The sequence below is a fragment of the Pseudomonas sp. PSE14 genome (assembly GCF_029203285.1).
GTDB lineage: Bacteria > Pseudomonadota > Gammaproteobacteria > Pseudomonadales > Pseudomonadaceae > Pseudomonas.
In genome coordinates this window covers 4453869-4478273 of sequence record NZ_CP115669.1, presented here as the reverse complement: position 1 = coordinate 4478273, position 24405 = coordinate 4453869, and the positions used below count along the sequence as shown (strand labels likewise).

The following is a 24405-nucleotide window of genomic DNA, read 5'->3' as shown; positions in this document are numbered from 1 at the left end:
GGATCGCCCCGCCATGACCGAGACCCTCACTCCGCCGCGCATCGTCGTCCAGGCGCTGGAGCCTGCCTGGCGGACTGCCGCCGAGCAGTGGGCGCAACGCCTCGGGCTGCCGCTAGGCGAGGGTGATGATGCGGACTTCGCCCTGCAACTGGGCGAGCAGGGCTTGCATCTGCTGCAACTGGGGCCGGACTCGCCCGGTCCGGTGCGCGTGGATTTCCTCGAAGGCGCTACCGCTCACCGCCGCCAGTTCGGCGGCGGCGCTGGGCAGATGATCGCCAAGGCCGTCGGCATCCAGCCGGGCGTGCGCCCCCATGTGCTGGACGCCACCGCCGGGCTGGGGCGCGACGCCTTCGTGCTGGCGACCCTGGGCTGCGAAATGCACCTGACCGAGCGCCAGCCGATCATCGCCGCGCTGCTGGAAGACGGCCTGGCCCGTGCGGCGGGAGATTTCGAGGTGGGCGCCATCGTCGCCCGCATGCGCCTGTTGCAGGGCAACGCCATCGAGCGCATGGCCGCCTGGGAAGGGGAGGCGCCGCAGGTGATCTACCTCGACCCCATGTTCCCGCACCGCGACAAGAGCGCGCTGGTGAAGAAGGAAATGCGCCTGTTCCGCCCGCTGGTGGGCGATGACCTCGACGCCCCGGCGCTGCTGGAAGCGGCCCTGAAGCTGGCCAGCCACCGCGTGGTGGTCAAGCGCCCGCGCAAGGCGCCAATCATCGAAGGGCAGAAGCCGAGCTACAGCCTCGAGGGCAAGTCCAGCCGCTACGACATCTATCCGCTGAAGAGCCTCAAGAGTTGATGTCGTAGGGCGTACAACCGTTCGCGGTTGTACGCCGATTCACCTTGGCACGTCGTGGGTGCCAGGGCTGATCTCGGAGTGCGCTGAGACCAAGGTCAAACGGCGTATAACGTCGAACGTTATACGCCCTACGCCTGCCCGCGAGTCGTACTTGTAGGAGCGAGCTTGCTCGCGAACCCGCCCAGCATCGGAGTGGTCGGGGAAACCCGTTCGCGAGCAAGCTCGCTCCTACAGGGATAGTGCACCGTTCGCTTTCAGGGCCGGAACGCCTTGAGGAACAGCGCCACCACTTCCTGCACATGCGCCTCGGCTTCTTCTTCCGTGGGCGGTGTTTCGCAACCGATCAGCAGGCGGAAGTGCACGCATCCCTGCACCAGCATCAGGAAGTGCTCGGCGGCCCGGCGCGGGCTGTCCATCTGCAATTTGCCCTGTTGGCGGGCCTGCTCCAGCAGGCGCTCCATCTGGTCCAGCACGCGCTGCGGGCCGGCCTCGAAGAAGAGTTGCGACAGGTGCGGATTCCCCGCGCCCTGGGCCACCATCAGCCGGCTCAGGGAGATGGCCTCCGGGCTGTTGATCAACTGGTTGAAACCGCGCGCCAGGGCCAGCAGCAGGCTTTCGAAGGGCGCGTCGGCCGGTGGCTCGGCGAACAGCTCGGGCATGCGCTCGGCGCACTTGGCCTGTACCGCCTCGACGAACAGCGTCTCTTTGTCGGTGAAGTGGCTGTAGACGGTCAGTTTCGACACGCCGGCCTCGGCTGCGATGGCTTCCATGCTGCTGCCGTCGTAGCCGTAGCGAATGAACAGTTCCTTCGCGGCTTCGAGGATGGCCTTGCGCTTGGCGGGGTCCTTGGGACGACCCGGCCCATTGGAGGGAGTCGTGAGTGACATGATTTTACATTTCTAATACTGGACTGGTGGGTTCTGTATTTTTACTATACCGGGGAGTATAAGAATTCAACCGCGCTTTGCGAAAGGTCACACATCATGTTCCGCCATGCTCTGTCTGTCGCGCTTCCTGCCGTCCTTTCCCTGTCCCTGACCGCCTGCGGTACCGGCGAGCCGCCCAAACCGGCGGTGCGCCCGGCGATGGTGGTGCAGCCGTTGCCGGCCCGGGATGTTACCGAAGCCTATCCCGGCGAGGTACATGCCCGACATGAGCCGGAGCTGGCGTTCCGTATCGGCGGCAAGGTCAGCCGACGACTGGTTGAGGTGGGCGAGCGCGTGAAGAAGGACCAGACCCTGGCGGAGCTGGACCCCGAGGACGTGCGCCTGCAACTGGAGGCGACCCGCGCCCAGGTGGCGGCCGCCGAGGCCAACCTGCAGACCGTCCGTTCCGAATACACCCGCTACAAGACGCTGCTCGAACGCCAGCTGGTCAGCCAGTCGCAGTTCGACAACATCGAGAACACCTACCGCGCCGGCGAGGCTCGGGTGAAACAGATTCGCGCCGAGTACGACGTGGCCCGCAACCAGGCGGACTACGCGGTGCTGCGCGCGCCCCAGGACGGCGTGATCGCCACCCGTCGGCTGGAAGTGGGGCAGGTGGTGGCTGCCGGGCAGACCGTTTTCACCCTCGCCGCCGATGGTGATCGCGAAGTGCTGATCAGCTTCCCCGAACATGCCATCGATCGCTTCCGCATCGGCGAGTCGGTGAGCGTCGAGCTCTGGTCGCAGCGCGACAAACGCTTCAGCGGCAAGATCCGCGAACTGTCGCCGGCTGCCGATCCGCAGTCGCGCACATTTGCCGCGCGGGTCGCCTTCGATGACGCCAAGGTGCCCGCCGAGCTGGGCCAGAGCGCGCGGGTCTACATCCAGGCCGAAGGCACGGTGCCGCTGGCGGTACCGCTGGCGGCTGTGACCGCCGAGGGCGGCCAGCCGTTCGTCTGGGTGGTCGATCCGAAGAGTTCCACCCTGCACCGCCGCCCGGTGCGCATCGGCCCCTTCGCCGAGGACCGCGTGCCGGTGCTCGAAGGGCTGAACAGCGACGACTGGGTGGTGGCTGCAGGCGTGCAGGTATTGCGTGAAGGGCAGGAGGTACGGCCGGTCGATCGGGAAAACCGCTCGGTCAAGCTGGTGGCAAAGGAGTAACGCCCGATGCAATTCAACCTTTCCGCCTGGGCGCTGCAGAACCGTCAGATCGTCCTGTTCCTCATGTTGCTGCTGGGCATCGTCGGCGCGCTGTCGTACACCAAGCTGGGGCAGAGCGAGGACCCGCCGTTCACCTTCAAGGCCATGGTGGTGAAGACCAACTGGCCGGGGGCGACCGCCGAGGAAGTCTCGCGCCAGGTGACCGAGCGCATCGAGAAGAAGCTGATGGAAACCGGCGACTACGACCGCATCGTCTCCTTCTCCCGCCCCGGCGAATCCCAGGTGACCTTCATCGCCCGCGAGGATTTCCGTTCCCGCGACATCCCCGAGCTCTGGTACCAGATCCGCAAGAAGGTCAGCGACATCCGCTACACCCTGCCGCAGGGCATCCAGGGGCCGTTCTTCAACGATGAGTTCGGCACTACCTTCGGCAACATCTACGCGCTGTCGGGCAAGGGCTTCGACTACGCGGTACTCAAGGACTACGCCGACCGCCTGCAATTGCGCCTGCAGCGGATCAAGGACGTGGGCAAGGTCGAGCTGATCGGCCTGCAGGACGAGAAAATCTGGATCGACCTGTCCAACACCAAGCTCGCCACCCTGGGCCTGCCACTGGCGGCGGTACAGAAGGCACTGGAAGAACAGAACGCGGTGAGCGCCACGGGCTTCTTCGAGACCGCGAGTGATCGCGTGCAGCTGCGCGTTTCCGGCCGCTTCGATTCGGTGGAGGACATCCGCGCCTTCCCGATCCGCGTCGGCGACCGCACCTTCCGCATTGGCGACGTGGCCGAAGTGCATCGCGGCTTCAACGATCCGCCCGCGCCGCGCATGCGCTTCATGGGCGAGGACGCCATCGGCATCGCCGTGGCCATGAAGGACGGCGGCGACATCCTGGTGCTGGGCAAGAAGCTCGACGCCGAGTTCGAGCGCCTGCAGCAGACGCTGCCGGCGGGCATGGAGCTGCGCAAGGTTTCCGACCAGCCGGCGGCGGTACGCGAGGGCGTGGGCGAGTTCGTCCGCGTGCTGGCCGAGGCGCTGATCATCGTGCTGCTGGTGAGCTTCTTCTCCCTCGGCCTGCGCACTGGCCTGGTAGTGGCGCTGTCGATTCCGCTGGTGCTGGCGATGACCTTCGCCTGCATGTATTACTTCGGTATCGGCCTGCACAAGATTTCCCTCGGCGCGCTGGTGCTGGCGCTGGGGCTGCTGGTGGACGACGCGATCATCGCCGTGGAGATGATGGCGGTGAAGATGGAGCAGGGCTACGACCGCCTGAAGGCTGCCAGCTTCGCCTGGACCAGCACCGCCTTCCCGATGCTCACCGGCACCCTGGTGACTGCCGCCGGCTTCCTGCCGATTGCTACCGCGCAGTCGGGCACTGGCGAGTACACCCGTTCGCTGTTCCAGGTGGTGACCATCGCGCTGCTGGTGTCGTGGATCGCCGCCGTGGTCTTCGTGCCCTACCTGGGCGAGAAGCTGCTGCCGGACCTGGCCAAGCGCTATGCGGAAAAGCACGGCGGCACCGACAAGGGCCATGACCCGTATTCGACGGCCTTCTACCAGCGCTTCCGCCGCGTGGTGGAGTGGTGCGTGCGTTATCGCAAGACGGTGATCCTGCTCACCGTGTTGGCCTTCGTCGGCTCGATCATGCTGTTCCGCCTGGTGCCGCAGCAGTTCTTCCCGCCATCGGCGCGCCTGGAGCTGCTGGTGGACCTGAAGCTGGCCGAGGGCGACTCGCTGGCCGCCACCACCGAGCAGGTCAACCGCCTGGAGAAAATGCTCGCCGAGCATCCGGGCATCGACAACTATGTGGCCTACGTCGGTACCGGCTCGCCGCGCTTCTACTTGCCGCTGGACCAGCAATTGCCGGCGGCGAGTTTCGCCCAGTTCGTGGTGCTGGCGAAGAACCTGGAGGCCCGCGAGGAAATCCGCCAGTGGCTGATCAAGCACATGAACGAGGACTTCCCGACGCTGCGTACGCGCATCAGCCGCCTGGAGAACGGCCCGCCGGTGGGCTACCCGGTGCAGTTCCGCGTCTCCGGCGAGCACATCCCGGAAGTCCGCGCGCTGGCGCGCAAGGTCGCCGAGAAGATGCGCGAGAACCCTCACGTGGTGAACGTGCACCTGGACTGGGAGGAGCCGAGCAAGGCGGTGTTCCTCGACATCGACCAGGAGCGCGCCCGCGCCCTCGGGGTGAGCACGGCGGACATCTCGCAGTTCCTGCAGAGCTCGCTGACCGGCGCTACCGTCAGCTACTACCGCGAGGATAACGAGCTGATCGAAATCCTCCTGCGCGGCGACGAGCGCGAGCGGCATGACCTGTCGCAGTTGCCGAGCCTGTCGATGCAGACCAGCAGCGGCCGCAGCGTGGCGCTGTCGCAGGTGGCGACCCTGGAGTACGGCTTCGAGGAAGGCATCATCTGGCGGCGCAACCGCCTGCCCACCGTGACCGTGCGTGGCGACATCTACGACGACTCGCTGCCTGCCACCCTGGTGAAGCAGATCTCGCCGACCCTGGACCCGATCCGCGCCGAGCTGCCCGACGGCTACCTGCTGGACGTCGGCGGCACCGTGGAGGATTCCGCCAAGGGGCAGAACTCGGTGAACGCCGGCATCCCGCTGTTCATCGTGGTGGTGCTCAGCCTGCTGATGCTGCAGCTGCGCAGCTTCTCGCGGATGATCATGGTGTTCCTCACCGCGCCCCTGGGGCTGATCGGCGTGACCCTGTTCCTGCTGATCTTCCAGAAGCCCTTCGGCTTCGTGGCGATGCTCGGCACCATCGCGTTGGCCGGGATGATCATGCGCAACTCGGTGATCCTGGTGGACCAGATCGAGCAGGACCGCAGCCACGGCCTGGACACCTGGCACGCGATCATCGAGGCTACGGTGCGGCGCTTCCGCCCCATCGTGCTGACCGCGCTGGCGGCGGTGCTGGCGATGATCCCGCTGTCGCGCAGCGTGTTCTTCGGGCCGATGGCGGTGGCGATCATGGGCGGCCTGATCGTCGCCACGGCGCTGACCCTGTTGTTCCTGCCGGCGCTGTATGCGGCGTGGTTCAGGGTGAAGAAGGAAGCCTGAAATCCCCAGGCATGAAAAAGCCCGGCAGATGCCGGGCTTTTCTTTTTACCTCGCGAACGCTCTTTCGCTCGCGGCGCATTGTCACTCAGAGCACCCCGAACACCTTCTTCGCCATCCCGGTCGCTGCGGCGGTCGGGTTCTGGCGGATGGTCTTCTCCTGCTCGGCGATGATCTTGAACAGACCGTCCAGCGCTTCCTCGGTCACGTAGTTCTCGATGTTGGCGTTTTTCGCGTCGACCACGCCGAAGGCAGCGGCCTGGCTGGCGAAGGCGTTGTACTGCTTGGCCACGCCGACCTGGTCGGTGGCTTGCTTGATGATCGGCAGGAACTTGGCGCGCAGCTGCTCGCGGCTGCTGCGGTTCAGATAATCGGTGGCGGAGTGCTCGCCGCCCTGGAGAATGCCCTTGGCGTCGGTCACGGTCATCTTCTTCACCGCGTCCACTAGCAGCGCCTGGGCTTGCGGCATGGCAGCCTCGGCGGCCTTGTTCATGCTCGCTTCGAGCTGGTCGACCTGGGCGCCCATGCCGAACTGCTTCATGGTCTTGGCGGCCTTGCCCAGCTTGCCGGGTAGTTCGATCCGTACCTGCGGGTCATTGCTGAAACCACCGGGCTGGCTGAGCTGGCGCACGGCGACCTGGGAGCCCTGGGTCAGTGCATCCTTCAGGCCGGCGGAGGCGTCGCTCTGGCTGAGGTCGGAGAGGGACAGGGCGAAGGCATTGACCGAGAGCAGGGCGCCGGCCAGCAGAGCGGGAATTCGCAACATCGAGACTTCCTTGAACGGAGCTCGGCGGCCGGTGTGGCCGTCGAGGTGGAGAATGAGGCGGGGAGATTAACGGACTCGGGCCGTTGGGGAAAACCCGTGGGCGTGGTGAATCAGCGCACAGGATCGACGCATTGGAACGCGCCGGGAGGGGTGGGTTCCCTGGTCAGCGCCACTCTTCGGGTGCGCTGGACTTCCAGTCGCTGAAGGCTGACTTCAAGTCGAACTGATAGGGATATCCCAGCTCGACGAGGCGAGCGGGATGAATATTGTTGGAGCGTACGAGCTTGCGGATGCGTACCGGGCTGAAGGGGTGGCGAATGCGAAGCGGGCGGGCGACCAGGTCGATGCAATGGGCGGCGCCCAGCAGAAGAGGGAAGGGAATCTCCGGTACGCGCCGTTTCACGCCCGCTACCTGGCAAACGGTGTCGACATAGTCCTGGATCGATGGGCCGGGATTCATCGACATGTTGAACAGCGAGAAGTGCTCGCCCTGGGCCTTCTGCCGTTCCAGCATCCAGCAGATGGCGGAGCACAACTCCTTCACGTAGGTGCCGGCCTTTCGCGTATCACGGTTGCCCATGTAGAAGAAGTAATGGTGTATCACCGCCTTGACCAGGCGGGAGACATTGCCGCCTTCCCCGGGGCCGAACACCACACCGGGACGGACAATCACCAGATGCCGCCGCTCCTGGTCGGCCGCAAGCCAGGCCTGGTGCATCTTCTCGGCCACCAGTTTCGATCCGCCATAGGCCGTCATCGGTACCGGCAGCGAGCGCTCGTCCTTTTGTTCTTCGCTCGGCCCGTAGGGCGAGATCGAACTGGTGAAGACCATTTCATTGCAGCCCACGCGCTCGGCCCAGGCACATACGTGCTGGGCACCCTGCAGGTTGGTTTCGTAGTACTCGAAATCGTCATGTCCGGGTTCACGATGCACGGCGGCGAAGTTCGCAATGAGCGAAACCGATTCCGGAGGCACCCAGTCGATCGGCTGGCGGACATCGCCGGCAATCTCGATGATTTCGGCGGACTCCCGCACCAGTTGGGCGCGATAAGGGAAAGGCTTGTCGGAGACCTGTTCCTTGTCGAACAGATAGACTTTTTCAAAGGCTCCCGTTGAAAGCAGATGTTTGGCAAAGAAGACGCCAATGAAGCCGGAGCCCCCGAAGATGACGGCGCAGCGCATATCAGACCTGCAATAGGTGAGTGTTGAAATGGCCGATCACCCGACAGATCGCAGTCATGATGACGGGAAGAGTCATGTGTCGGTCCTCAAGTGCGCTGTCTGACTGCGTGAGAAGAATTCAAATCATGTTCTTCTTCAGAAGGCAGCGTGTTGGCGGTGGCCAGAGCTTTGTCGACGAAGGCTTTGATATTTCGCTGGAACACGGGCTTGGCGAAACCCTGTGCATGCAAGTGCATTTCCGATGGTGAGAAGTCGAACTCGCCGCGTTCAAGCCGGCCGACCGCCTCGATCAGCGCTTCGACACTCTGCTCATGGAACAGGATGCCGGTCTTGCCGTGAATGACGGTGTCCAGGGCGCCGCCCTTGCCGTAGGCCACCACGGGAGCACCCGCCGCCATGGCCTCGACCGGGACGATGCCGAAGTCCTCGATCCCTGGGAAAATCAGGCCGCGACAGCGTTGCAGAAGATCCTGGATGACGGAGAAAGGCTGGCGACCCATCAGCTTGACGTTCGGGCCCGCGATCTTTTTCAGCGGTTCGAGCAACTCGCCTTCGCCGACCACGACCAATGGCAGTCCGAGCCTGTTGAAGGCTTCGACGGCCATGTCGGCGCGCTTGTAGGCCACCAGTTGGCCCAGGCATAGGTAGAAATCGCTGCGTTCGAGCTTCGGGTTGAAGTCCGAGACGTTGACCGGGGGATAGATGATCTCCGATTCACGCCGGTAGAACTTCCGGATGCGTGAGGCAACGAAGGTCGAGTTCGCAATGAAGTAGTCGACGCGATCCGCCGAGAGCCTGTCCCAGACCCGGAGCCAATGGGCGATGAGCGGGAATAGCGTCCGAACGAAGCGTCCCGCGCCGGACAGGTACTCGTGGTACATGTCCCAGACGTAGCGCATAGGGGAATGGCAATAACAGATGTGAACGGAATCGGGACGGGTAATGACGCCCTTGGCGGGGCCTGACTCGCTACTGATGATCAGGTCGTAGTTGGTGAGGTCAAGTTGCTCGAGCGCAAGTGGCATGAGGGGCAGGTACTTCTGATAGTGCTTGCGCGCCTTCGGCAGTTTCGAGATGAACGTCCTGTATAGGTTTCCCTTGAAGTTTGCAGGTAATGCCTGACGCACGACCTGTTCATCGCAAACGTGAATGAAGATATCCGCATCGGGATAGAGCTCTGCGATTGCGGAGCAGACAGCCTCGCCGCCGCGATTGCTCATCCACCAATAGTGGATTATGGCTACCTTCATTGGGCGGGCCTCATGCGGGGTAATTAACAGTTGAAGAGGTTGTATTTGACGTACCGCGCGACAGGCTCTCAGGGAGCTCGCCCCGCGAGGTGCGCAAAGGCATCCGTGTCCAGGTGGGGTCTCCGCGCCGGGCTGCGACTTCGTCGCGCGCCTGCCGCCGCTGGTCCATGGCTACCGCAGCGTCGCCGAAGGACGTCGGTGATCCGAAGAGTCTTCATAAGCTGAGGCGGGCTCCGAGGCCGTTGAGCGACTACCTGGAGGGACCAGACTGCGGGAATAGGGTCACGCTGAAGTCAGCGTAGACTTTTTTACTCTACGCGCGAGTAAAAAATCTGACGATAGTTCTGTTATTCGTCAAATTATTGTCGATTTGGCAGCCGATTTGCCCAGCTTTCCACCGCGCGCTCGATCAGGCCATAGCTGTGCTCGAAGGCTTCCGGGCCTTGGCGATAGGGGTCGGGGATTTCCAGGTTGTGCAGCCATTTGCCGAGCAGGAATGTCTTGCCCCGCGCTTCGGGCGACAGGCGGATGACGTCCCGGATCTGGCTGTGTTCCATCACCAGCACCAGGTTGGCTTCATGGATCAGTTCGCGGTTCAGTTGGCGAGCGCGGTGGGGAGCCGGACGATGGCCGTGACCGCTGAGGATCGCCAGCGCCGTGCTGTCCATGGGGTGGCCGATCAAGGCGGAAAGCCCGGCCGAGGCTACGGCGATGCCGCTGCCTGGCAGGGACTCGCGAAGCAGGTGTTCGGCGGTGGGGCTGCGGCAGATGTTGCCGACGCAGACGAACAGAATCCTGTTGAACACGGAAGCGTCCCTGGCCGCGATCGATAGGTGATGTGTCAAAAAAACTATCGACCGCGGCAGGGGGCGTCAAGCTGGCGGCGTGGTGCGCCGACGGGCGCGCTAGGCCTGGGTGGCAGGTGGCTGCTCGTTCGCGGCGGGCTCTTCCTGGCTGGGTCGCTCCAGCGCGACCTGGCGGATCGACAGGCGGATTTCAGCCGGTAGCACCCGTTTGGCCGCGCCTTCGGCCAGCTCGCCGAGCAACTCGTGGAAGCTCAGCTTGCCGTGCTCGTCCTTGCGCAGCACGTCTTCGTCCAGCAGGGTCTGGATGAAGTGGCGGAACAGGCTCTTGTCGAAGAATTCCGGCGCGTTAAGGCCATGCAGGATCGACAGGCGCTGGGCCATGACGGTGCAGAGGTTTTCCAGTTCCTCGGCGGTGAGCTGCTTCTGCCCGGCGTTGAGCACCAGGGAGATGGCCATGTAGAAGCGCTGCAGGGTCTGGGTGATGGCGCGGGCCAGTAAGGTCAGCAGCACGTACTGGCGCGAGCTGGGCGCCGGGCGGATGAAGGTGTCGTTCTCCTGCTTGAGCAGTTCGCTGGCGACCAGCGCCTGCAGCCACTGGTCGACCACGGCGTCCAGTTCGTCCAGGTTCCAGCGGATGAACAGTTCGGCCTGCAGGTAGGGGTAGAGCGCGCGGGTGTAGCGCAGCAACTGCTCGCGGCTGATCCGTCCGCTGTTCTGGAAGAAGCTGGCGATCAGTGCGGGCAGGGCGAAGATGTGCAGCACGTTGTTGCGGTAGTAGGTCATCAGTACCGCGTTCTGCTCGTCGAGGTAGCAGATGCGGCCCAGGGCGTCCTTCTGCTCGCTGAGCAGGTTCATGCTCTTCACGTACTCGATCTGCTGCTGCCCGTCGCCCTCGGGCAAGGTTGCGCTCGGCGAGTAGGGCACCTTGCGCAGTAGTCCGAGATAGAGGTCGATCACCCGCGCCAGGGCGGTTTCGTCCAGCGCCAGGCGGGTGGTGGACAGCAGGGCCAGGGCGACCAGGTTCACCGGGTTGATCGCGGCGGCGTCGTTGAGGTGGCGGGCGACGTCGCGGGCCAGGTGGTGGGTGGTTTCCGACAGCCAGGCCGGGCGGAACTCCGGGCCCAGGTCCTGCTTGCGCCAGTCCGGCTGCTGCTGGTCGAGGAAGCGGTCAAGGTGGATCGGTTCGCCGAAGTTCACCCAGACCTGGCCGAAGCGCTGCTTCAGCGCGCCGATGACCTTGAAGATGTCGAAGATGGATTCCTTCTTCTTCGCCGCCCCGCGCAGCTCGCCCAGGTAGGTGCGGCCTTCGAGCACACGCTCGTAGCCGATGTACACGGGGACGAAGACGATCGGCCGGCGCGAGTCGCGCAGGAAGCTGCGCAGGGTGATCGCCAGCATGCCGGTACGCGGATGCAGCATGCGCCCAGTGCGCGAGCGGCCGCCTTCGACGAAGTACTCGGTGGAGAAACCGCGGCTGAACAGGGTATGCAGGTATTCGTTGAACACCGCGGTGTACAGCTGGTTGCCCTTGAAGCTGCGGCGCATGAAGAAGGCGCCGCCACGGCGCAGGATCGAGCCGACGATGGGCATGTTGAGGTTGATGCCGGCGGCGATGTGCGGCGGGGTCAGGCCGTTGCGGAACAGCAGGTAGGACAGCAGCAGGTAGTCGATGTGGCTGCGGTGGCAGGGCACGTAGACGATCTCATGGCCCTGGGCGACGTCCTGCACGCGCTCGATGTGATTGACCTTCACACCCTCGTAGAGCTTGTTCCAGAACCAGGTCAGGGTCACTTCGAGGAAGCGGATCACCGGGTAGGAGACGTCGGCGGCGATCTCGTTGGCGTAGCGCAGCGCGGTGGCCTCGGCCTTCTCCTGGGAAATCTTCTGGGTCTCGCACTCTTCCTGGATCGCCTGGCGCACCAGCGGCGCACGCAGCAGGCCCTTGACCAGGGTGCGGCGGTGGGAGAGGTCAGGGCCGATCACCGCGGTCTTCTGGTTGCGGAAGTGCACCCGCAGGATGCGCTGCACCATGCGCAGTGTACGGGCGTGGCCCTTGTCCTGCTCTACCAGTTCGCGCAGGTGGATGGGCGCGGAGAACTGCACACGGGTCTTGCGGCCGAGGATCAGGATGCGCGCCAGCTTGCGCAGGCGGCCGGTCACCGCCCAGTTGTCGGCGAAAAGCAACTTCCAGGCGCTCTTTTCGCTATCCGGCGATTGTCCCCAGAACACGCTGACGGGGACGATCTGCGCGTCGTCGATGCCGTTCTGGCCAATGGCGCCGAGCATGCGCACCAGCGCCGGCGGTGCGCCGCGCTTGTCCTGGCGGCCGAGCCAGTCGGGTTCCGGGGTCAGGTAGAAGAAGGCCGCGGGCTCGATGGACTCGCCCACCGCGACCGGCATCACCGGGCGCGGCAGGCCGGCCTTGCGGCACTCGGTGTCGACTACCGCCAGGTCGCTGACCGAGGGCTGCTGCAGGACGTAGAGGACCGGTTTGCTGCGGTCGATCTTCAGGCTGAAGGCCGACTGGTTGATGGTTTCCGAGCGCACCCAGAGGTAGAGCAGGCGGCGCAGGGCACCAAAACCGAAGCGGCGGAACGGGTAACGAGGCATACAGGCCCTATGGCTGGCAGAAATAAAACGAGCGATTGCTCAGGGGCGTTAGTTTGCCGGATCAGGGGGCGGGCGGCAAAGCCGCGGTCGCCCGCCTGGCGGCAGCGAACGCTGCGTTGGCAGGGACTATCCTGCTTGATCAGGGTTCCATTCGATGGAGGTGGAGCGATGCGTAAAGTGACTTTTGGATGCCTGTTGGCGCTGGCCTGTGTGACGCCGGCGGGGGCTCAGTCGGTGGTGCCGCTCAATGGCCAGAGTAGCCAGCAGATGCAGCAGGACATGGATTACTGCAACGGCGTTGCCGCCAACGCCGCGAGCGGTTCCAGCTCCCCGCACGTCGGCGGGAGGGTGCGCGGCGCGGCAAGGGGCGCGGCGGCTGGCGCGGTCGGCGCCGAAGTGCGCGGTCAACAGCACGATGAGATCTACGACCGAGCCAGCGACGACGCCAAGCAGCAGTACCGGCAGAACCGTGCAGGCGAAGTCGCTGCCGCCGGGGCCGTGGTGGGGGCCTCGCGCCAGCGCCAGGAGCGCCGCCAGGATCGTCGCAACCAGCAGGCCACACAGAGTTCGGCCTACGGCAGTTGCATGCAGGGGCGGGGTTACCAGGTCAGCCAGTGAAATCTCGCGGCTGCCGGCAGGTCAGCTGGATGAGGGTTTCGCTGCAGCGGAGATTCTGGCAAGGCGTACGGCTGAGTTGCAGAAGTGCAAGCCCTGATCGGAAAAGAGGTTCCGGGTGTTGCGAAAACGCCCGGAACCATCGTGCAAAGTTGTGATGAAGTCCAAGTTCGAAACACTTTCGTTACGCAGGGTAACGAGCACCAAAATGGCCCTGCAAGCCCCGTAAAATGGCACTTTGGCCTGTTTGGTCATAGGCTCGCGGAGTTGATGAAAAAGTGCTTTTCAGCTGTAACTTTTGATTTATATACTCGGGATCGCGGTCGCCTTCGGGCGTTATTCGAATTACCTTCCAACGCGCCTTGAGCCGGGTCGGATGATGAGGAAAACGTTCAGTCGGACGAACCGTTGAAGTCCTCATTTCGGGGGCCACCCAAAAATAATAGGCAAGTTGGAGAGTGTGGTAATGGCTGATCGTGAGGTCGGAACCGTCAAGTGGTTCAATGACGCCAAAGGTTATGGATTCATTCAACGCGATAGCGGTCCGGACGTTTTCGTTCACTACCGTGCCATTCGTGGCGATGGTCACCGCTCCCTGGTCGAAGGCCAGAAAGTGGAGTTCTCGGTGATCCAGGGTCAGAAAGGCCTCCAGGCGGAAGACGTCGCCAAGGTCTGAGCCCCCGAAAACAAAGGCCCGTCCAATGGACGGGCCTTTGTTTTTAAAGCCTTGCCGGTGCCGGTATCAGCCCGTGCGCCAGGTAATCTCTTCGACGCCCGCGGCGGTCACCTTCAGCCAGCGGTCCGCGTCTTCCTCGCCCTGATCCTCGCTCCAGCTGCCCGGTGCGCAGCGCACTTCGACTTCCAGTGCTGCACAGGCGTCGCGGGCGCAGGCGACATCGTCGTCCCACGGCGTGGCATCGCTGTCCAGGAACAGGCTGTTCCACTTGCCCACGGCCTTGGGCAGCCAGGTCACCGGAATGCTGCCGGCGCTGCACTTGAAGGTCTCGCCCTGGGCGCGCCATTCGGAGCAGGGGCCAAGTGCCTTTTCCAGCCAGGCGGCGACGGCGGCCTGGTCGGCATCCTTGATGTAGATCTCGATATCCGGTTGGCGCATGGCGTCCTCGTAAGCCGGTTTCAGGCCGGTGTCAGGGTTCTTGGCGTTCAAGCCAATCGTAGCGTACCGCGACCGTCACCTCGAAGGGCTCGGCCAGGATGCGCTCGCGTCGCTCGGCGTTGACCCGCCAGCCGTGGGGCGTCATCGCCAGCAGGTGCTCGCGGGCTTCGCGGGTTTCCAGTGGCAGCTTGAAGCTCAGTTGTTCGGTGTGCGCAGGCTTGAGTTCTTCGGGCAGATCGGCGAGGTGCTTGTCCTCGACGTACTCGCGCACTTCGTCGTACAGGCGCTGGCGCAGCTCCAGCAGGTGATCGCGGGCCGGGCCCAGGCGCAGCACGCCGCCGCCGGGAGTAAGCAGGCGCGTGGCTTCCTTCCAGTCGATGGGGCTGAACACGCTGGCCAGCAGTTGGCAGGATGCATCGGCCAGCGGCACGCGGGCCATGCTGGCGACCATCCAGGTCAGCTGCGGGGCGCGTTTACAAGCGCGTTTCACTGCCTCGCGGGAGATATCCAGCGCGTAGCCGTCGGCCTGGGGCAGGGCTTCGCCCAGTTGCGCGGTGTAATAGCCCTCGCCGCAACCGATATCCAGCCAACGGCCGGGGTTGCGCTCGGCGGCCAGCTCGGCCAGGCGGCGAGCCAGCGGCGCGTAGTGGCCGGCACCGAGGAAGTAGCGGCGCGCCTCGACCATGGCGGCGTTGTCGCCCGGATCGAGGCTCTTCTTGTGCTGCACCGGCAGCAGGTTCAGGTAACCCTGGCGAGCGCGGTCGAAACGATGCCCGGCCGGGCAGGCGACTCCGTTGTCGACCTCAGTCAGCGCCTCGCGGCACAGCGGGCAGATCAGCATCACTTCTTCCCCTGGGTCGGCCCCAGCGGCTGCGGCAGGTCGTTGCGCAGCACGGTCGGCAGCGAACGGCGGCGCTGGGCGATCTGGTAGACGCGCAGGGCGTAGCGGCGCTCGGCGGCCGGGGCCGGCGGCGGGGTGTCGGGGCGGGTGGCGCCGAGGCAGAAGTTCTTGTTGGTTCCACTCATGCCAGCAGTCGCACCAGGGTCTGATAGTAGATTTCGGTCAGGACATCGAGGTCGCTGGCCAGTACGCGTTCGTCCACCTGGTGGATGGTGGCGTTCACCGGGCCGAGCTCGACCACCTGGGTGCCCATGGTGGCGATGAAGCGCCCGTCGGAGGTGCCTCCGGAGGTAGAGGGGGTGGTCTCGCGGCCGGTGACGGCAAGAATCGCGGCGGCGACGCCATCGAGCAGCTCACCCGGTTGGGTGAGGAACGGCAGGCCGGACAGCGCCCAGTCGATGTGCCAGTCCAGACCGTGCTTGTCGAGGATGGCGGCGACGCGCTGCTGCAGGCCTTCCACGGTGGATTCGGTGGAGAAGCGGAAGTTGAAGATCACCTTCAGCTCGCCCGGGATCACGTTGGTGGCGCCGGTGCCGCCATTGATGTTGGAGATCTGGAAGCTGGTTGGCGGGAAGTAGTCGTTGCCGTTGTCCCAGTGCTCGGCGGCGAGTTCCGCCAGGGCCGGGGCGGCGAGGTGGATCGGGTTCTTCGCCAGGTGCGGGTAGGCCACGTGGCCCTGCTTGCCGCGCACGGTGAGGGTGGCGCCCAGCGATCCACGGCGGCCGTTCTTGACGATGTCACCCACAAGGGTGGTGCTGGACGGCTCGCCGACGATGCACCAGTCCAGGCGCTCGTTGCGTGCCTTCAGGCGCTCGACCACGGCCTTGGTGCCGTGATGGGCCGGGCCTTCCTCGTCGCTGGTGATCAGGTAGGCGATGCTGCCGCGATGGTCCGGGTAGTCGGCGACGAAGCGTTCGGTGGCGATGATCATCGACGCCAGGCTGCCTTTCATGTCTGCCGCGCCACGGCCGCAGAGCATGCCGTCGGCGTCGATCAGCGCGTCGAAGGGCTGGTGCTGCCAGGCCTGCTCGGGGCCGGTGGGGACCACGTCGGTATGGCCGGCGAAGCACAGCACCGGGCCATTGGCGCCGTCGCGGCCCTGGCGCAGGGCCCAGAAGTTATCCACCTCTTCGATGCGCATGGGTTCCAGGGCGAAACCGCAGGCACCCAGGCGCTGCATCATCAGCTGCTGGCAGTCGGCATCGACCGGCGTGACGGAGGGACGGCGAATCAGCTCGCAGGCGAGGGCCAGTGTCGGCGAGAGGGACATTGAGGGCATCCTGGGGGTGGAACGGAAAAAGGCGCCCATCTTAAAGCAAAAACGCCGGCGATTGGCCGGCGTTCTTGGGAGTAGACAAGTGGTGCCTCAGCTCGCCTGTGCGGCATCCGCTGCCGGCGCCTCCTGCGGACCCGGCGCCGAGGACAGCAGCGCCATCACCAGGGCTGCCAGGTAGGGCAGGGACTGCACCAGCAGCATGGCCACCCAGAACATCATGTCCCGGCTCGGCACGCCCTGCACCAGCACGATACCCAGCGCGGCGCCCCACAGCAGCAGCATGATGAACACCTCCTCACGCGCCTCGGCGAGTGCCACGAGGATGCCGTGGTTGGAGGCCATCTTCGGCGTGCGGAAGAACGGGATGGTCTTGGTGAACGCCCCGTAGAGCACCGCCTTGGCGATGGTGTGCGATAGCGCCAGGCCCGCCACGGCCGCCTGGAACGAACGCAGCAGGTTCACGCCCACGGCGCGGCGGTAGAGGAACATGATCTTGCCGAACTTGAAGAAGAACAGCGCCAGCGGCGGGATGGCGAAGATCAGCAGCGGCGGGTCGACCCGCTTGGGTACGATGATCATCGCCGAGGACCAGAGCAGCGCACCGACGGTGAAGAAGATGTTCATGCCATCGGCGATCCACGGCAGCCAACCGGCGATGAAGTGGTAGCGCTGGCCGAGGGTGAGCTTGCTGTCCTTGCCCTGGAACAGGGCGCGGGCGTGGCCCTTCATGATCTGGATGGCGCCGTAGGCCCAGCGGAAGCGCTGCTTCTTGTAGTCGATGAAGGTGTCCGGCATCAGGCCTTTGCCGAAGCTCTGGTGCGAATAGGCGGCCGAATAGCCTTTCTCGAACACTCGCAGGCCCAGCTCGGCGTCCTCGCAGATGGTCCAGTCGGCCCACTTCAACTCGTCCATCACGCTGCGGCGGATCATGGTCATGGTGCCGTGCTGGATGATCGCGTCGCGGTCGTTGCGGGTGACCATGCCGATGTGGAAGAAGCCCTTGTACTCGGCGTAGCAGAGCTTCTTGAAGACGTTCTCCTCGCCGTCGCGGTAGTCCTGCGGCGATTGCACCACGGCGATCTTGGGATCACTGAAGTGCGGCACCATCTGCTTGAGCCAGTTTGGTTCGACGCAGTAGTCGGCATCGATCACCGCGACCACTTCGGCGTCCGGCGCGGTGTGCGGCAGGATGTAGTTCAGCGCGCCGCCCTTGAAGCCGGCCAGCGGCGCAACATGGAAGAAGCGGAAGCGCGGGCCGAGCACTTCGCAGTAGTCGCGCACGGGCTCCCAGACGGCCGGGTCCTTGGTGTTGTTGTCGATGATCAGGACTTCGTAGTCCGGGTAATCGAGCTTGGCCAGGGCATCCAGGGTCTTCTTCAGCATCTCCGGCGGTTCGTTGTAGCAGGGCACATGTACCGACACCTTGGGGCGATAGCTGGTGTCGGTCAGCACCGGGTCGAACGGCCGGCGGCGCTTGCGCACCCAGACGGTCTCGGCCAGTTCATGGGCCTCGGTGAGCAGCACGATGAACACGCCCAGCGCGCCGATACCCAGCAGGCCACCAACGGTCATGCTGAACCAGGTGCTGTATTGCTGGCTGTAGTCGTACGCGATCCACACCAGCACCGAGCCGCCGGCGAAGGCGACCACGGTGAGGAAGGTGCGGCCGCGCTGGCGCAGGGCGCTGCCGTCGATCATCAGCAGGGTCAGGGCGAGCAGCGCCATCACCACCGAGGCCACCGCCAGGGCGCGCCACTGCGGGATGTTCACTACCGGCCCGTCGAAGTTGAACTTCGGCTGGCGCTGGGCGTTGTAGACGCCCCAGTAGGCGCCTACCGAGCCTTCGTCACCGACCTTCCACGGCTGGTCGAAGGCTTCGACGACGAAGTAGTTGTAGCCCTTCTTGTTCAGCGCGTTGGTCAGCCGGCGCAGGTAGATGGCCTGGTCCGCCTGGGTGGCGTCGGCGCCGCCGCGCATGCGGCCGTTGCTCGGCCAGCCGACTTCGGCCAGCAGCAGCGGCTTGCGCGGGAACTTGGCGCGCAGTTCGCGGGCGCGGTCGAGGACGAACTGCACCGAGTTGTCCATCGGGGTGAATTCCCAGTAGGGCAGCACGTGGGCGGCGATCAGGTCGACGTGCTTGGCCATCTCCGGGTACTTCTCGTAGATGTGCCACTGCTCGGCGGTGGTGACGGGCACCTTCACCGCCTTGCGCACGCGGTCCAGGTAGCCGGTCAGTTGCTCGACCGTGACCTCGCGGCGGAACAGCGCTTCGTTGCCGACGATCACCCGCACCACACTGCGCGAGTTGTTGGCGATCTCGATGCCGCGTTCGATCTCGGCCTCGTTCTCGGCTTCGTCCGGGCCGATCCAGATCCCCAGGCTGACGCGCATGCCGACCTCCTCGGCCAGGCGCGGGATGTCGGCCAGCGAGCCCTTCACCGAGTAGGTGCGGATGTTGTCGGTCTGCTTCGATACCAGTTCCAGGTCAGAACGGATCTCGTCGTCGCTGGGGAACTGGTTCTTCTGCGGATTCTGGTTCAGGCGGAAGGGCGAGAAGGAGAATCCGGAAATGCTCTCCGGCCAGTCGGGAACGCTGACGGGACGGTTGTACAGGGCCCAGAAGCCGGTGAAGAGCGCCGCGAGGGCGACGAAGACCACCAGGTTGAGGCCGAACTTGCGTGCAGGCATGGTGCGATCGGGTTCCAAAGGGTGGAACGGGGAGGGGCCGGAACGGCGTCCGGTCGGGGCGCATCCTACCCCGCACTCCAGGTGCTGTACAGGTTGCCGGCGGTCCGCCGCAGCAGGGCGTCGGACGCTGGCTTCCGACAGTTTAGAATGGGCTGTAGGCGCGTGTATGAGACTGCCAAAAATCAGCTTTGTTGCATGCTGGCCGAGGGTGGCGCCAAAACGGCAACAGACCCTATAGAATGCCGGCCGTTTCGATGCGAGGTGTGGTGAATGGAACTGGATGAACAGCGTTTCGGCGGTATCGCACGGCTGTACGGCCGCGAGGGCCTGGAACGGCTGGCGGCCAGCCATGTGGCGGTGGTCGGGATTGGTGGCGTCGGCTCCTGGGCGGCCGAGGCGCTGGCGCGCAGCGGGGTAGGTGAGATTTCGCTGTTCGACCTCGACGACGTCTGCGTCACCAACACCAATCGCCAGATCCATGCGTTGCAGGGCGCCGTGGGCAAAGCCAAGGTCGAGGTGATGGCTGAGCGTCTGAAGGCGATCAATCCGGGCATCGTCGTGCATGCCGTTGCTGATTTCGTCACCCGCGAGACCATGGCGGACTACATCACCCCTGAGCTGGACTGCGTGATCGACTGCATCGACAGCGTCGCCGCCAAGGCCGCGCTGATCGCCTGGTGCAAGCGCCGCAAGCTGCAGATCATCACCACCGGCGGCGCAGGCGGGCAGGTCGATCCGACACAGATCCAGGTCGCCGACCTCAACAAGACCTTCAATGACCCGCTGGCCGCCAAGGTCCGCTCCATGCTGCGTCGCGACTACAACTTCTCGCGCACTCCGGGCCGCCATTACAGCGTGCAATGCGTGTTCTCCACCGAGCAACTGCGCTACCCCAAGCCGGACGGCACCGTGTGCCAGTCCAAGAGCTTCGTCGGCGAAGGGGTGAAGCTGGACTGCGCCGGCGGCTTCGGCGCGGTGATGATGGTCACCGCGACCTTCGGCATGGTGGCGGCGGCACGGGCGGTGGACAAGATCGTGGCCGGGGCGCGGCGGCCGTCGGAGCGCACTGCGGGCTGAATGCTCTTGTAGGAGCGAGCTTGCTCGCGAACCGCTTAACGCTATTGCCGCCGGGTAGTCCAATTCGCGAGCAAGCTCGCTCCTACGAAAAGCGCTGGCTTCGGAGGCGTAGGGCGTACAACCGTTCGCGGTTGTACGCCGTTACACCGCGGTTGCCGGCTGGAGTCCCGATGGAGTTCGAAGTGCTCCGCGGCAGGTTTCCAGGTTGGAATCCGAGCGGTCGGGGGGCAAGTTCAAGCGGCGTATAAGGTCGGACGTTATACGCCCGATGCCTCGATCAACTCCTGCATGCGCTTCAGAACTGCATTCAACCCATTGCTGCGCGATGGCGACAGTTGCCGACCGAGGCCGAGCTGATTGAACCAGTCCGGGAGGTCGATGTTGGCCAGCTCATCGGCCGGCAGACCTTCCACCCGCACCAGCAGCAACGCCAGCAGCCCACGCAGCAGCCGCGCATCGCTATAGGCGCGGAAGTGCCAGAGGCCGCCGCGCGGGTCGGCGACCAGCCAGACATTGCTCTCGCAGCCATGTACGCGGTGTTCGTCGCTGCGTTCGGCGTCGCTTAGTGGCTCCAGGCGTTCGCCCCATTGCATCAGCAGGCGTGCGCGCTGGTCCCAACCCTGCTGCGCGGTGAAGGCCTGCAGCGCTTCGTTAGCGGCGGCGGGCAGGCTCATCGCAGCAGCTCCAGGGCACTGTCCAGGGCGTGGAAGAAGCGCTCCAGATCGGCGCCGTCGTTGTACAGGCCGAGGGAGACGCGTAGGGCGCCGGCGACGTCGAGGGTCTTCATCAATGGCATGGCACAGTGGTGCCCCGCGCGTACGGCGATGCCCTGTTCGGTGAGCAGGTGGCCGAGGTCGGCAACGTGCACGCCCTCGACCACGAAGCTGGCCAGCGCCACGTCCGGTTCGCCCAGCACGCGCACGCCGTCGCGGGCGCGCAGGCCGGCCAGCAGGCGGGCATGGAGGAAGTCTTCGTGGGCACTGGCTTCGGCGCTGTCCTGGCGGGTCAGCCATTCAAGCGTGGCGCCGAGGGCGATCACGGAGCCGATGGGTGGGGTTCCGGCCTCGAAGCCGATCGGGGCGCTGTGGAACTGCGCATCGAAGTAGTCCGCCACGCGCACCATCTCGCCGCCGAACTGCCAGTGGGCCAGGCGCTCCAGGGCTTCCGCGCGGCCCCAGAGCAGGCCGAGACCTTCCGGGCCGTAGAGCTTGTGGCTGGAGCAGACGTAGTAGTCGCAGCCCAGCGCGGACAGGTTGTGCCGGCCGTGGACCACGCCCTGTGCGCCGTCGACTACGGTCATCGCACCGTGCTGCCGAGCCATCTGCAGCAGTTCCGGCAGCGGTTGCCAGGTGCCGAGCACGTTGGACAGCTGGCTGACGGCGAGCAGTCGCGTGCGCGGACCTATCAGGCTCGCGGCACGCTCCAGGTCGATGCGCCCGCTGCGATCCAGCGGCAGGACTACCAGTTTCAGCCCGCGCCTGAGCGCCAGTTGTTGCCAGGGCAGCAGGTTGGCATGGTGCTCCAGGGCGCTGATCACGATCTCGTCGCCGACCTGGAACTGGCTTTCCAGGCCATAGGCCAGCAGGTTCAGCGCTTCGGTGGCGCCGCCGGTGAAGATGATCTGCGCCGGGCTGCCGCCGTTCAGCCAGTTGGCCGCCAGGGTGCGGGTGGCCTCGAAGGCGCGGGTGGCGCGTTCGCCGGGCAGGTGCTGGGCGCGGTGCACGTTGGCGGCGCCGCTGGCGTAGTAGCCGGCCAGGGCATCGATCATGGCCTGGGGCTTCTGGGCGGTGGCGGCGCTGTCGAGGTAGGTCTGGCCTTCGGCCTCGAAGGCGGCGAGGGCCGGGAAGTCGGAGCGCCAGGGCGAGGGAATGGACATGGGCGTGTGGCCGGTTGCGGAAAATGGAAAACGGGGGCCGCAGCCCCCGTTTTTCAAGCTTAGTGCGAACCCCGCGCGAGCGGGGTGCACAAGCTTAGTTGTGCGCGTGCAGCGCTTCGTTCAGTTCGATCGCGGTCTTGTTGGTCTTGCACTCGACCGCGCCGGTCTGGGAGTTGCGGCGGAACAGCAGGTCCGGCTGGCCAGCCAGGTCGCGGCCCTTGACCACTTTCACCAGGTTGTTCTGGTCGTCCAGCACGGCGATCTTGGTGCCGGCGGTGACGTACAGGCCGGCTTCGACGATGTTGCGGTCGCCCAGCGGGATGCCGATGCCAGCGTTGGCGCCGATCAGGCAGCCTTCGCCGACGCTGATGACGATGTTGCCGCCGCCCGACAGGGTGCCCATGGTGGAGCAGCCGCCGCCCAGGTCCGAGCCCTTGCCGACGAACACGCCAGCGGAGACGCGGCCTTCGATCATGCCCGGGCCTTCGGTGCCGGCGTTGAAGTTGACGAAGCCTTCGTGCATCACGGTGGTGCCTTCACCGATGTAGGCGCCCAGGCGTACGCGGGCGGTGTCGGCGATGCGCACGCCGGCCGGGACCACGTAGTCGGTCATCTTCGGGAATTTGTCGACGGAGAAGACGTCCAGCAGCTTGCCCTTCAGGCGCGCTTCGAGCTGCAGCTCTGCCAGTTCGGTCAGGTCGATGGCGCCCTGGTTGGTCCAGGCCACGTTCGGCAGCAGCGGGAAGATGCCGGTCAGGTTCAGGCCGTGCGGCTTGACCAGGCGGTGGGACAGCAGGTGCAGCTTGAGGTACGCCTCCGGGGTGGAGCTGGGGGCGGCGTCTTCGGCCAGCAGGGTGGCGACCAGCGGCTTCTGGCTTTCGGCCAGGCGGTTGAGCAGGGCGGCCTGGGCGTTGTCGATGCCCTTCAGGGCGTCGGCCAGTTGGTAGGCCTGGTGGGCGCTGAAGGCGATCGCCTGGTTGCCGCCCTCGTAGGCCAGCAGCGGGGTGATCGCGGCGACCAGTTCGGCGTTGGGCTTGAGCAGTGGCTGCGCGTAGAAGACTTCCAGCCAGTTGCCCTGGCGGTTCTGGGTGCCGACACCGAAGGCCAGGCTGAACAGGGATTTCGACATGTGGGTGCTTCCTTAAAAAGAAAATCTCGAAGAAAGTAACAGGTCAGGCCGGACGGCGGCTGAGCAGCAGGCCCAGCCCGGCGCTGCCCAGCAGCGCGGCACAACCACGGTTGAACAGGCGCCGGGCGCGAGCGCCGGCGAGCAGCTTGCCGAGGTGGACCCCGGCGAGCCCGTAAAGGGCGATGGCCAGCCATTCCAGGAGCAGGAAGGCTGCGCCAAGCTGGGCGAACTGGGCGCCCACGGCCTGGTTCGGATCGACGAACTGCGGCAGGAAGGCGGTGAAGATCAGGATTGCCTTGGGATTGCCGGCGGCGACCCAGAATTCCTGGCGCGTCAGGCGCCAGAGGCTGCTGGCGGGCGTCGGCGCGCCGTCGATGCCGAGGTCGGCGGTCGGTGCGCGCCAGAGCTGGATAGCCAGCCACAGCAGGTAGGTGGCGCCTACTACCTTGATCACCAGGAACAGCCAGGCCGAAGCCTGCAGCACCAATGCCAGGCCGGAGGCGGCCAGGGCCAGCATGCCGGCGAATGCCAGCAGGCGCCCGCTGCCCGCCAGCGTCGCGCGCAGCAGGCCGAAACGGGCGGCGTTGTTCAGTGACAGCAGGTTGTTCGGTCCCGGCGCCAGGTTCAGGGCGAAGCAGGCGGGGAGGAACAGGGCCCAGGCGATGCTCATGGTGGGACGACTCAGGCCAGCGCAGCGGCGTAGTTGTCGGGCTTGAAGCCGACCAGGGTGCGGCCGCCCAGGTCGAGCACCGGGCGCTTGATCATCGACGGCTGGGCGAGCATCAGGTCGATCGCCTTGGCCTGGTCGAGATTGGCTTTCTGCACGTCGTCGAGCTTGCGGAAGGTGGTGCCGGCGCGGTTCAGGATGGTTTCCCAGCCATGCTCGCCGCACCATTGCTCCAGGTGCGCGCGGTCTATTCCGCTAGTCTTGTAGTCGTGAAAGGCGTAGTCGACGCCATGCTCGTCCAGCCAGGTGCGGGCTTTCTTCATGGTGTCGCAGGCCTTGATGCCGTACAGCGTCCGCTGACTCACGGGGCGCATCTCCTTTTCATGCTTTTCTTCAGGCGCGGGATTATGCCATTTCCCGATGCCTTGGGGGATGCCGGTGGGAATCCGGTGGTGTGCAACAGTCTGTTGCCGATCCGGTGGCTGATCC

At 65.2% G+C, this 24405-nt stretch carries 22 protein-coding genes; 6 read left to right on the top strand and 16 right to left on the bottom strand.

Features of this window, described 5'->3' with window-relative positions:
• Nucleotides 1-13 precede the first annotated feature (13 nt).
• Entirely contained in the window at nucleotides 14-799 is a 786-nt protein-coding gene (locus O6P39_RS20475; protein ID WP_275608264.1) for a class I SAM-dependent methyltransferase, read from the top strand.
• Between the two features lie 254 nt (nucleotides 800-1053).
• Here the strand turns inward: O6P39_RS20475 and O6P39_RS20470 are convergent, their stop codons facing one another.
• Nucleotides 1054-1686: a TetR/AcrR family transcriptional regulator gene (locus O6P39_RS20470; protein WP_275608263.1), complete on the bottom strand. Its 633-nt coding sequence runs from the start codon at nucleotides 1684-1686 to the stop codon at nucleotides 1054-1056.
• Nucleotides 1687-1782: 96 nt separating this feature from the next.
• On the opposite strand from O6P39_RS20470, the gene O6P39_RS20465 reads away from it, so the two are divergent.
• Nucleotides 1783-2886: an efflux RND transporter periplasmic adaptor subunit gene (locus O6P39_RS20465; protein ID WP_275608262.1), complete on the top strand. Its 1104-nt coding sequence runs from the start codon at nucleotides 1783-1785 to the stop codon at nucleotides 2884-2886.
• A gap of 6 nt (nucleotides 2887-2892) precedes the next feature.
• Nucleotides 2893-5961: an efflux RND transporter permease subunit gene (locus O6P39_RS20460; RefSeq protein ID WP_275608261.1), complete on the top strand. Its 3069-nt coding sequence runs from the start codon at nucleotides 2893-2895 to the stop codon at nucleotides 5959-5961.
• A gap of 85 nt (nucleotides 5962-6046) precedes the next feature.
• Here the strand turns inward: O6P39_RS20460 and O6P39_RS20455 are convergent, their stop codons facing one another.
• The 5 genes from O6P39_RS20455 to plsB form a co-directional block, all read right to left on the bottom strand.
• Nucleotides 6047-6724, bottom strand: coding sequence for a DUF4197 domain-containing protein (locus O6P39_RS20455; protein WP_275608260.1), 678 nt, complete (start codon nucleotides 6722-6724; stop codon nucleotides 6047-6049).
• Between the two features lie 163 nt (nucleotides 6725-6887).
• On the bottom strand, nucleotides 6888-7907 hold the full coding sequence (locus O6P39_RS20450; RefSeq protein WP_275608259.1) for an NAD(P)-dependent oxidoreductase: 1020 nt from the start codon (nucleotides 7905-7907) through the stop codon (nucleotides 6888-6890).
• A gap of 86 nt (nucleotides 7908-7993) precedes the next feature.
• Nucleotides 7994-9157, bottom strand: coding sequence for a glycosyltransferase (locus O6P39_RS20445; protein ID WP_275608258.1), 1164 nt, complete (start codon nucleotides 9155-9157; stop codon nucleotides 7994-7996).
• 359 nt (nucleotides 9158-9516) lie between these two features.
• A complete protein-coding gene (locus O6P39_RS20440; RefSeq protein WP_275608257.1) occupies nucleotides 9517-9963 on the bottom strand; it encodes a low molecular weight protein-tyrosine-phosphatase in 447 nt (148 codons plus the stop codon).
• Nucleotides 9964-10062: 99 nt separating this feature from the next.
• Nucleotides 10063-12573, bottom strand: a complete 2511-nt coding sequence (gene plsB / locus O6P39_RS20435; protein WP_275608256.1) for a glycerol-3-phosphate 1-O-acyltransferase PlsB — start codon at nucleotides 12571-12573, stop codon at nucleotides 10063-10065.
• Between the two features lie 168 nt (nucleotides 12574-12741).
• Between plsB and O6P39_RS20430 the strand changes: the two genes are divergently transcribed.
• A complete protein-coding gene (locus tag O6P39_RS20430; RefSeq protein ID WP_275608255.1) occupies nucleotides 12742-13191 on the top strand; it encodes a YMGG-like glycine zipper-containing protein in 450 nt (149 codons plus the stop codon).
• A gap of 463 nt (nucleotides 13192-13654) precedes the next feature.
• Complete coding sequence (locus O6P39_RS20425) at nucleotides 13655-13864, top strand: cold-shock protein (RefSeq protein ID WP_015476243.1); 210 nt, start codon at nucleotides 13655-13657, stop codon at nucleotides 13862-13864.
• Between the two features lie 66 nt (nucleotides 13865-13930).
• On the opposite strand, the gene O6P39_RS20420 is transcribed toward O6P39_RS20425, so the two are convergent.
• The 5 genes from O6P39_RS20420 to O6P39_RS20400 all read right to left on the bottom strand — a co-directional run bounded on the left by O6P39_RS20420 (nucleotide 13931) and on the right by O6P39_RS20400 (nucleotide 19167).
• Nucleotides 13931-14302: a hypothetical protein gene (locus O6P39_RS20420; RefSeq protein ID WP_275608254.1), complete on the bottom strand. Its 372-nt coding sequence runs from the start codon at nucleotides 14300-14302 to the stop codon at nucleotides 13931-13933.
• A 31-nt stretch (nucleotides 14303-14333) separates the two neighbouring features.
• Complete coding sequence (locus O6P39_RS20415) at nucleotides 14334-15143, bottom strand: putative RNA methyltransferase (RefSeq protein ID WP_275608253.1); 810 nt, start codon at nucleotides 15141-15143, stop codon at nucleotides 14334-14336.
• Nucleotides 15143-15328, bottom strand: coding sequence for a hypothetical protein (locus O6P39_RS20410; protein ID WP_275608252.1), 186 nt, complete (start codon nucleotides 15326-15328; stop codon nucleotides 15143-15145). Before O6P39_RS20410 ends, O6P39_RS20415 begins: the two co-directional genes overlap by 1 nt.
• A complete protein-coding gene (dapE, locus tag O6P39_RS20405; protein WP_275608251.1) occupies nucleotides 15325-16482 on the bottom strand; it encodes a succinyl-diaminopimelate desuccinylase in 1158 nt (385 codons plus the stop codon). Before dapE ends, O6P39_RS20410 begins: the two co-directional genes overlap by 4 nt.
• An 87-nt stretch (nucleotides 16483-16569) precedes the next feature.
• A complete protein-coding gene (locus tag O6P39_RS20400) occupies nucleotides 16570-19167 on the bottom strand; it encodes a glycosyltransferase (RefSeq protein WP_275608250.1) in 2598 nt (865 codons plus the stop codon).
• A gap of 270 nt (nucleotides 19168-19437) precedes the next feature.
• Between O6P39_RS20400 and tcdA the strand changes: the two genes are divergently transcribed.
• Nucleotides 19438-20244 (top strand): tRNA cyclic N6-threonylcarbamoyladenosine(37) synthase TcdA, encoded by an 807-nt coding sequence (gene tcdA / locus O6P39_RS20395; RefSeq protein ID WP_275608249.1) that lies wholly within the window; start codon nucleotides 19438-19440, stop codon nucleotides 20242-20244.
• A gap of 257 nt (nucleotides 20245-20501) precedes the next feature.
• Here the strand turns inward: tcdA and O6P39_RS20390 are convergent, their stop codons facing one another.
• The 5 genes from O6P39_RS20390 to O6P39_RS20370 all read right to left on the bottom strand — a co-directional run bounded on the left by O6P39_RS20390 (nucleotide 20502) and on the right by O6P39_RS20370 (nucleotide 24290).
• Complete coding sequence (locus O6P39_RS20390; RefSeq protein WP_275608248.1) at nucleotides 20502-20918, bottom strand: SufE family protein; 417 nt, start codon at nucleotides 20916-20918, stop codon at nucleotides 20502-20504.
• Nucleotides 20915-22120, bottom strand: coding sequence for a cysteine desulfurase (locus tag O6P39_RS20385; RefSeq protein WP_275608247.1), 1206 nt, complete (start codon nucleotides 22118-22120; stop codon nucleotides 20915-20917). The genes O6P39_RS20390 and O6P39_RS20385 overlap by 4 nt, the downstream gene beginning before the upstream one ends.
• A 94-nt stretch (nucleotides 22121-22214) precedes the next feature.
• Nucleotides 22215-23249, bottom strand: a complete 1035-nt coding sequence (gene dapD, locus O6P39_RS20380; RefSeq protein WP_275608246.1) for a 2,3,4,5-tetrahydropyridine-2,6-dicarboxylate N-succinyltransferase — start codon at nucleotides 23247-23249, stop codon at nucleotides 22215-22217.
• A gap of 43 nt (nucleotides 23250-23292) precedes the next feature.
• Nucleotides 23293-23919, bottom strand: a complete 627-nt coding sequence (locus O6P39_RS20375) for a LysE family translocator (RefSeq protein WP_275608245.1) — start codon at nucleotides 23917-23919, stop codon at nucleotides 23293-23295.
• 11 nt (nucleotides 23920-23930) lie between these two features.
• The gene (locus tag O6P39_RS20370; RefSeq protein WP_275608244.1) at nucleotides 23931-24290 is read right to left on the bottom strand and encodes an ArsC family reductase; all 360 of its coding nucleotides are present in this window, start codon (nucleotides 24288-24290) and stop codon (nucleotides 23931-23933) included.
• Nucleotides 24291-24405: the final 115 nt, after the last annotated feature.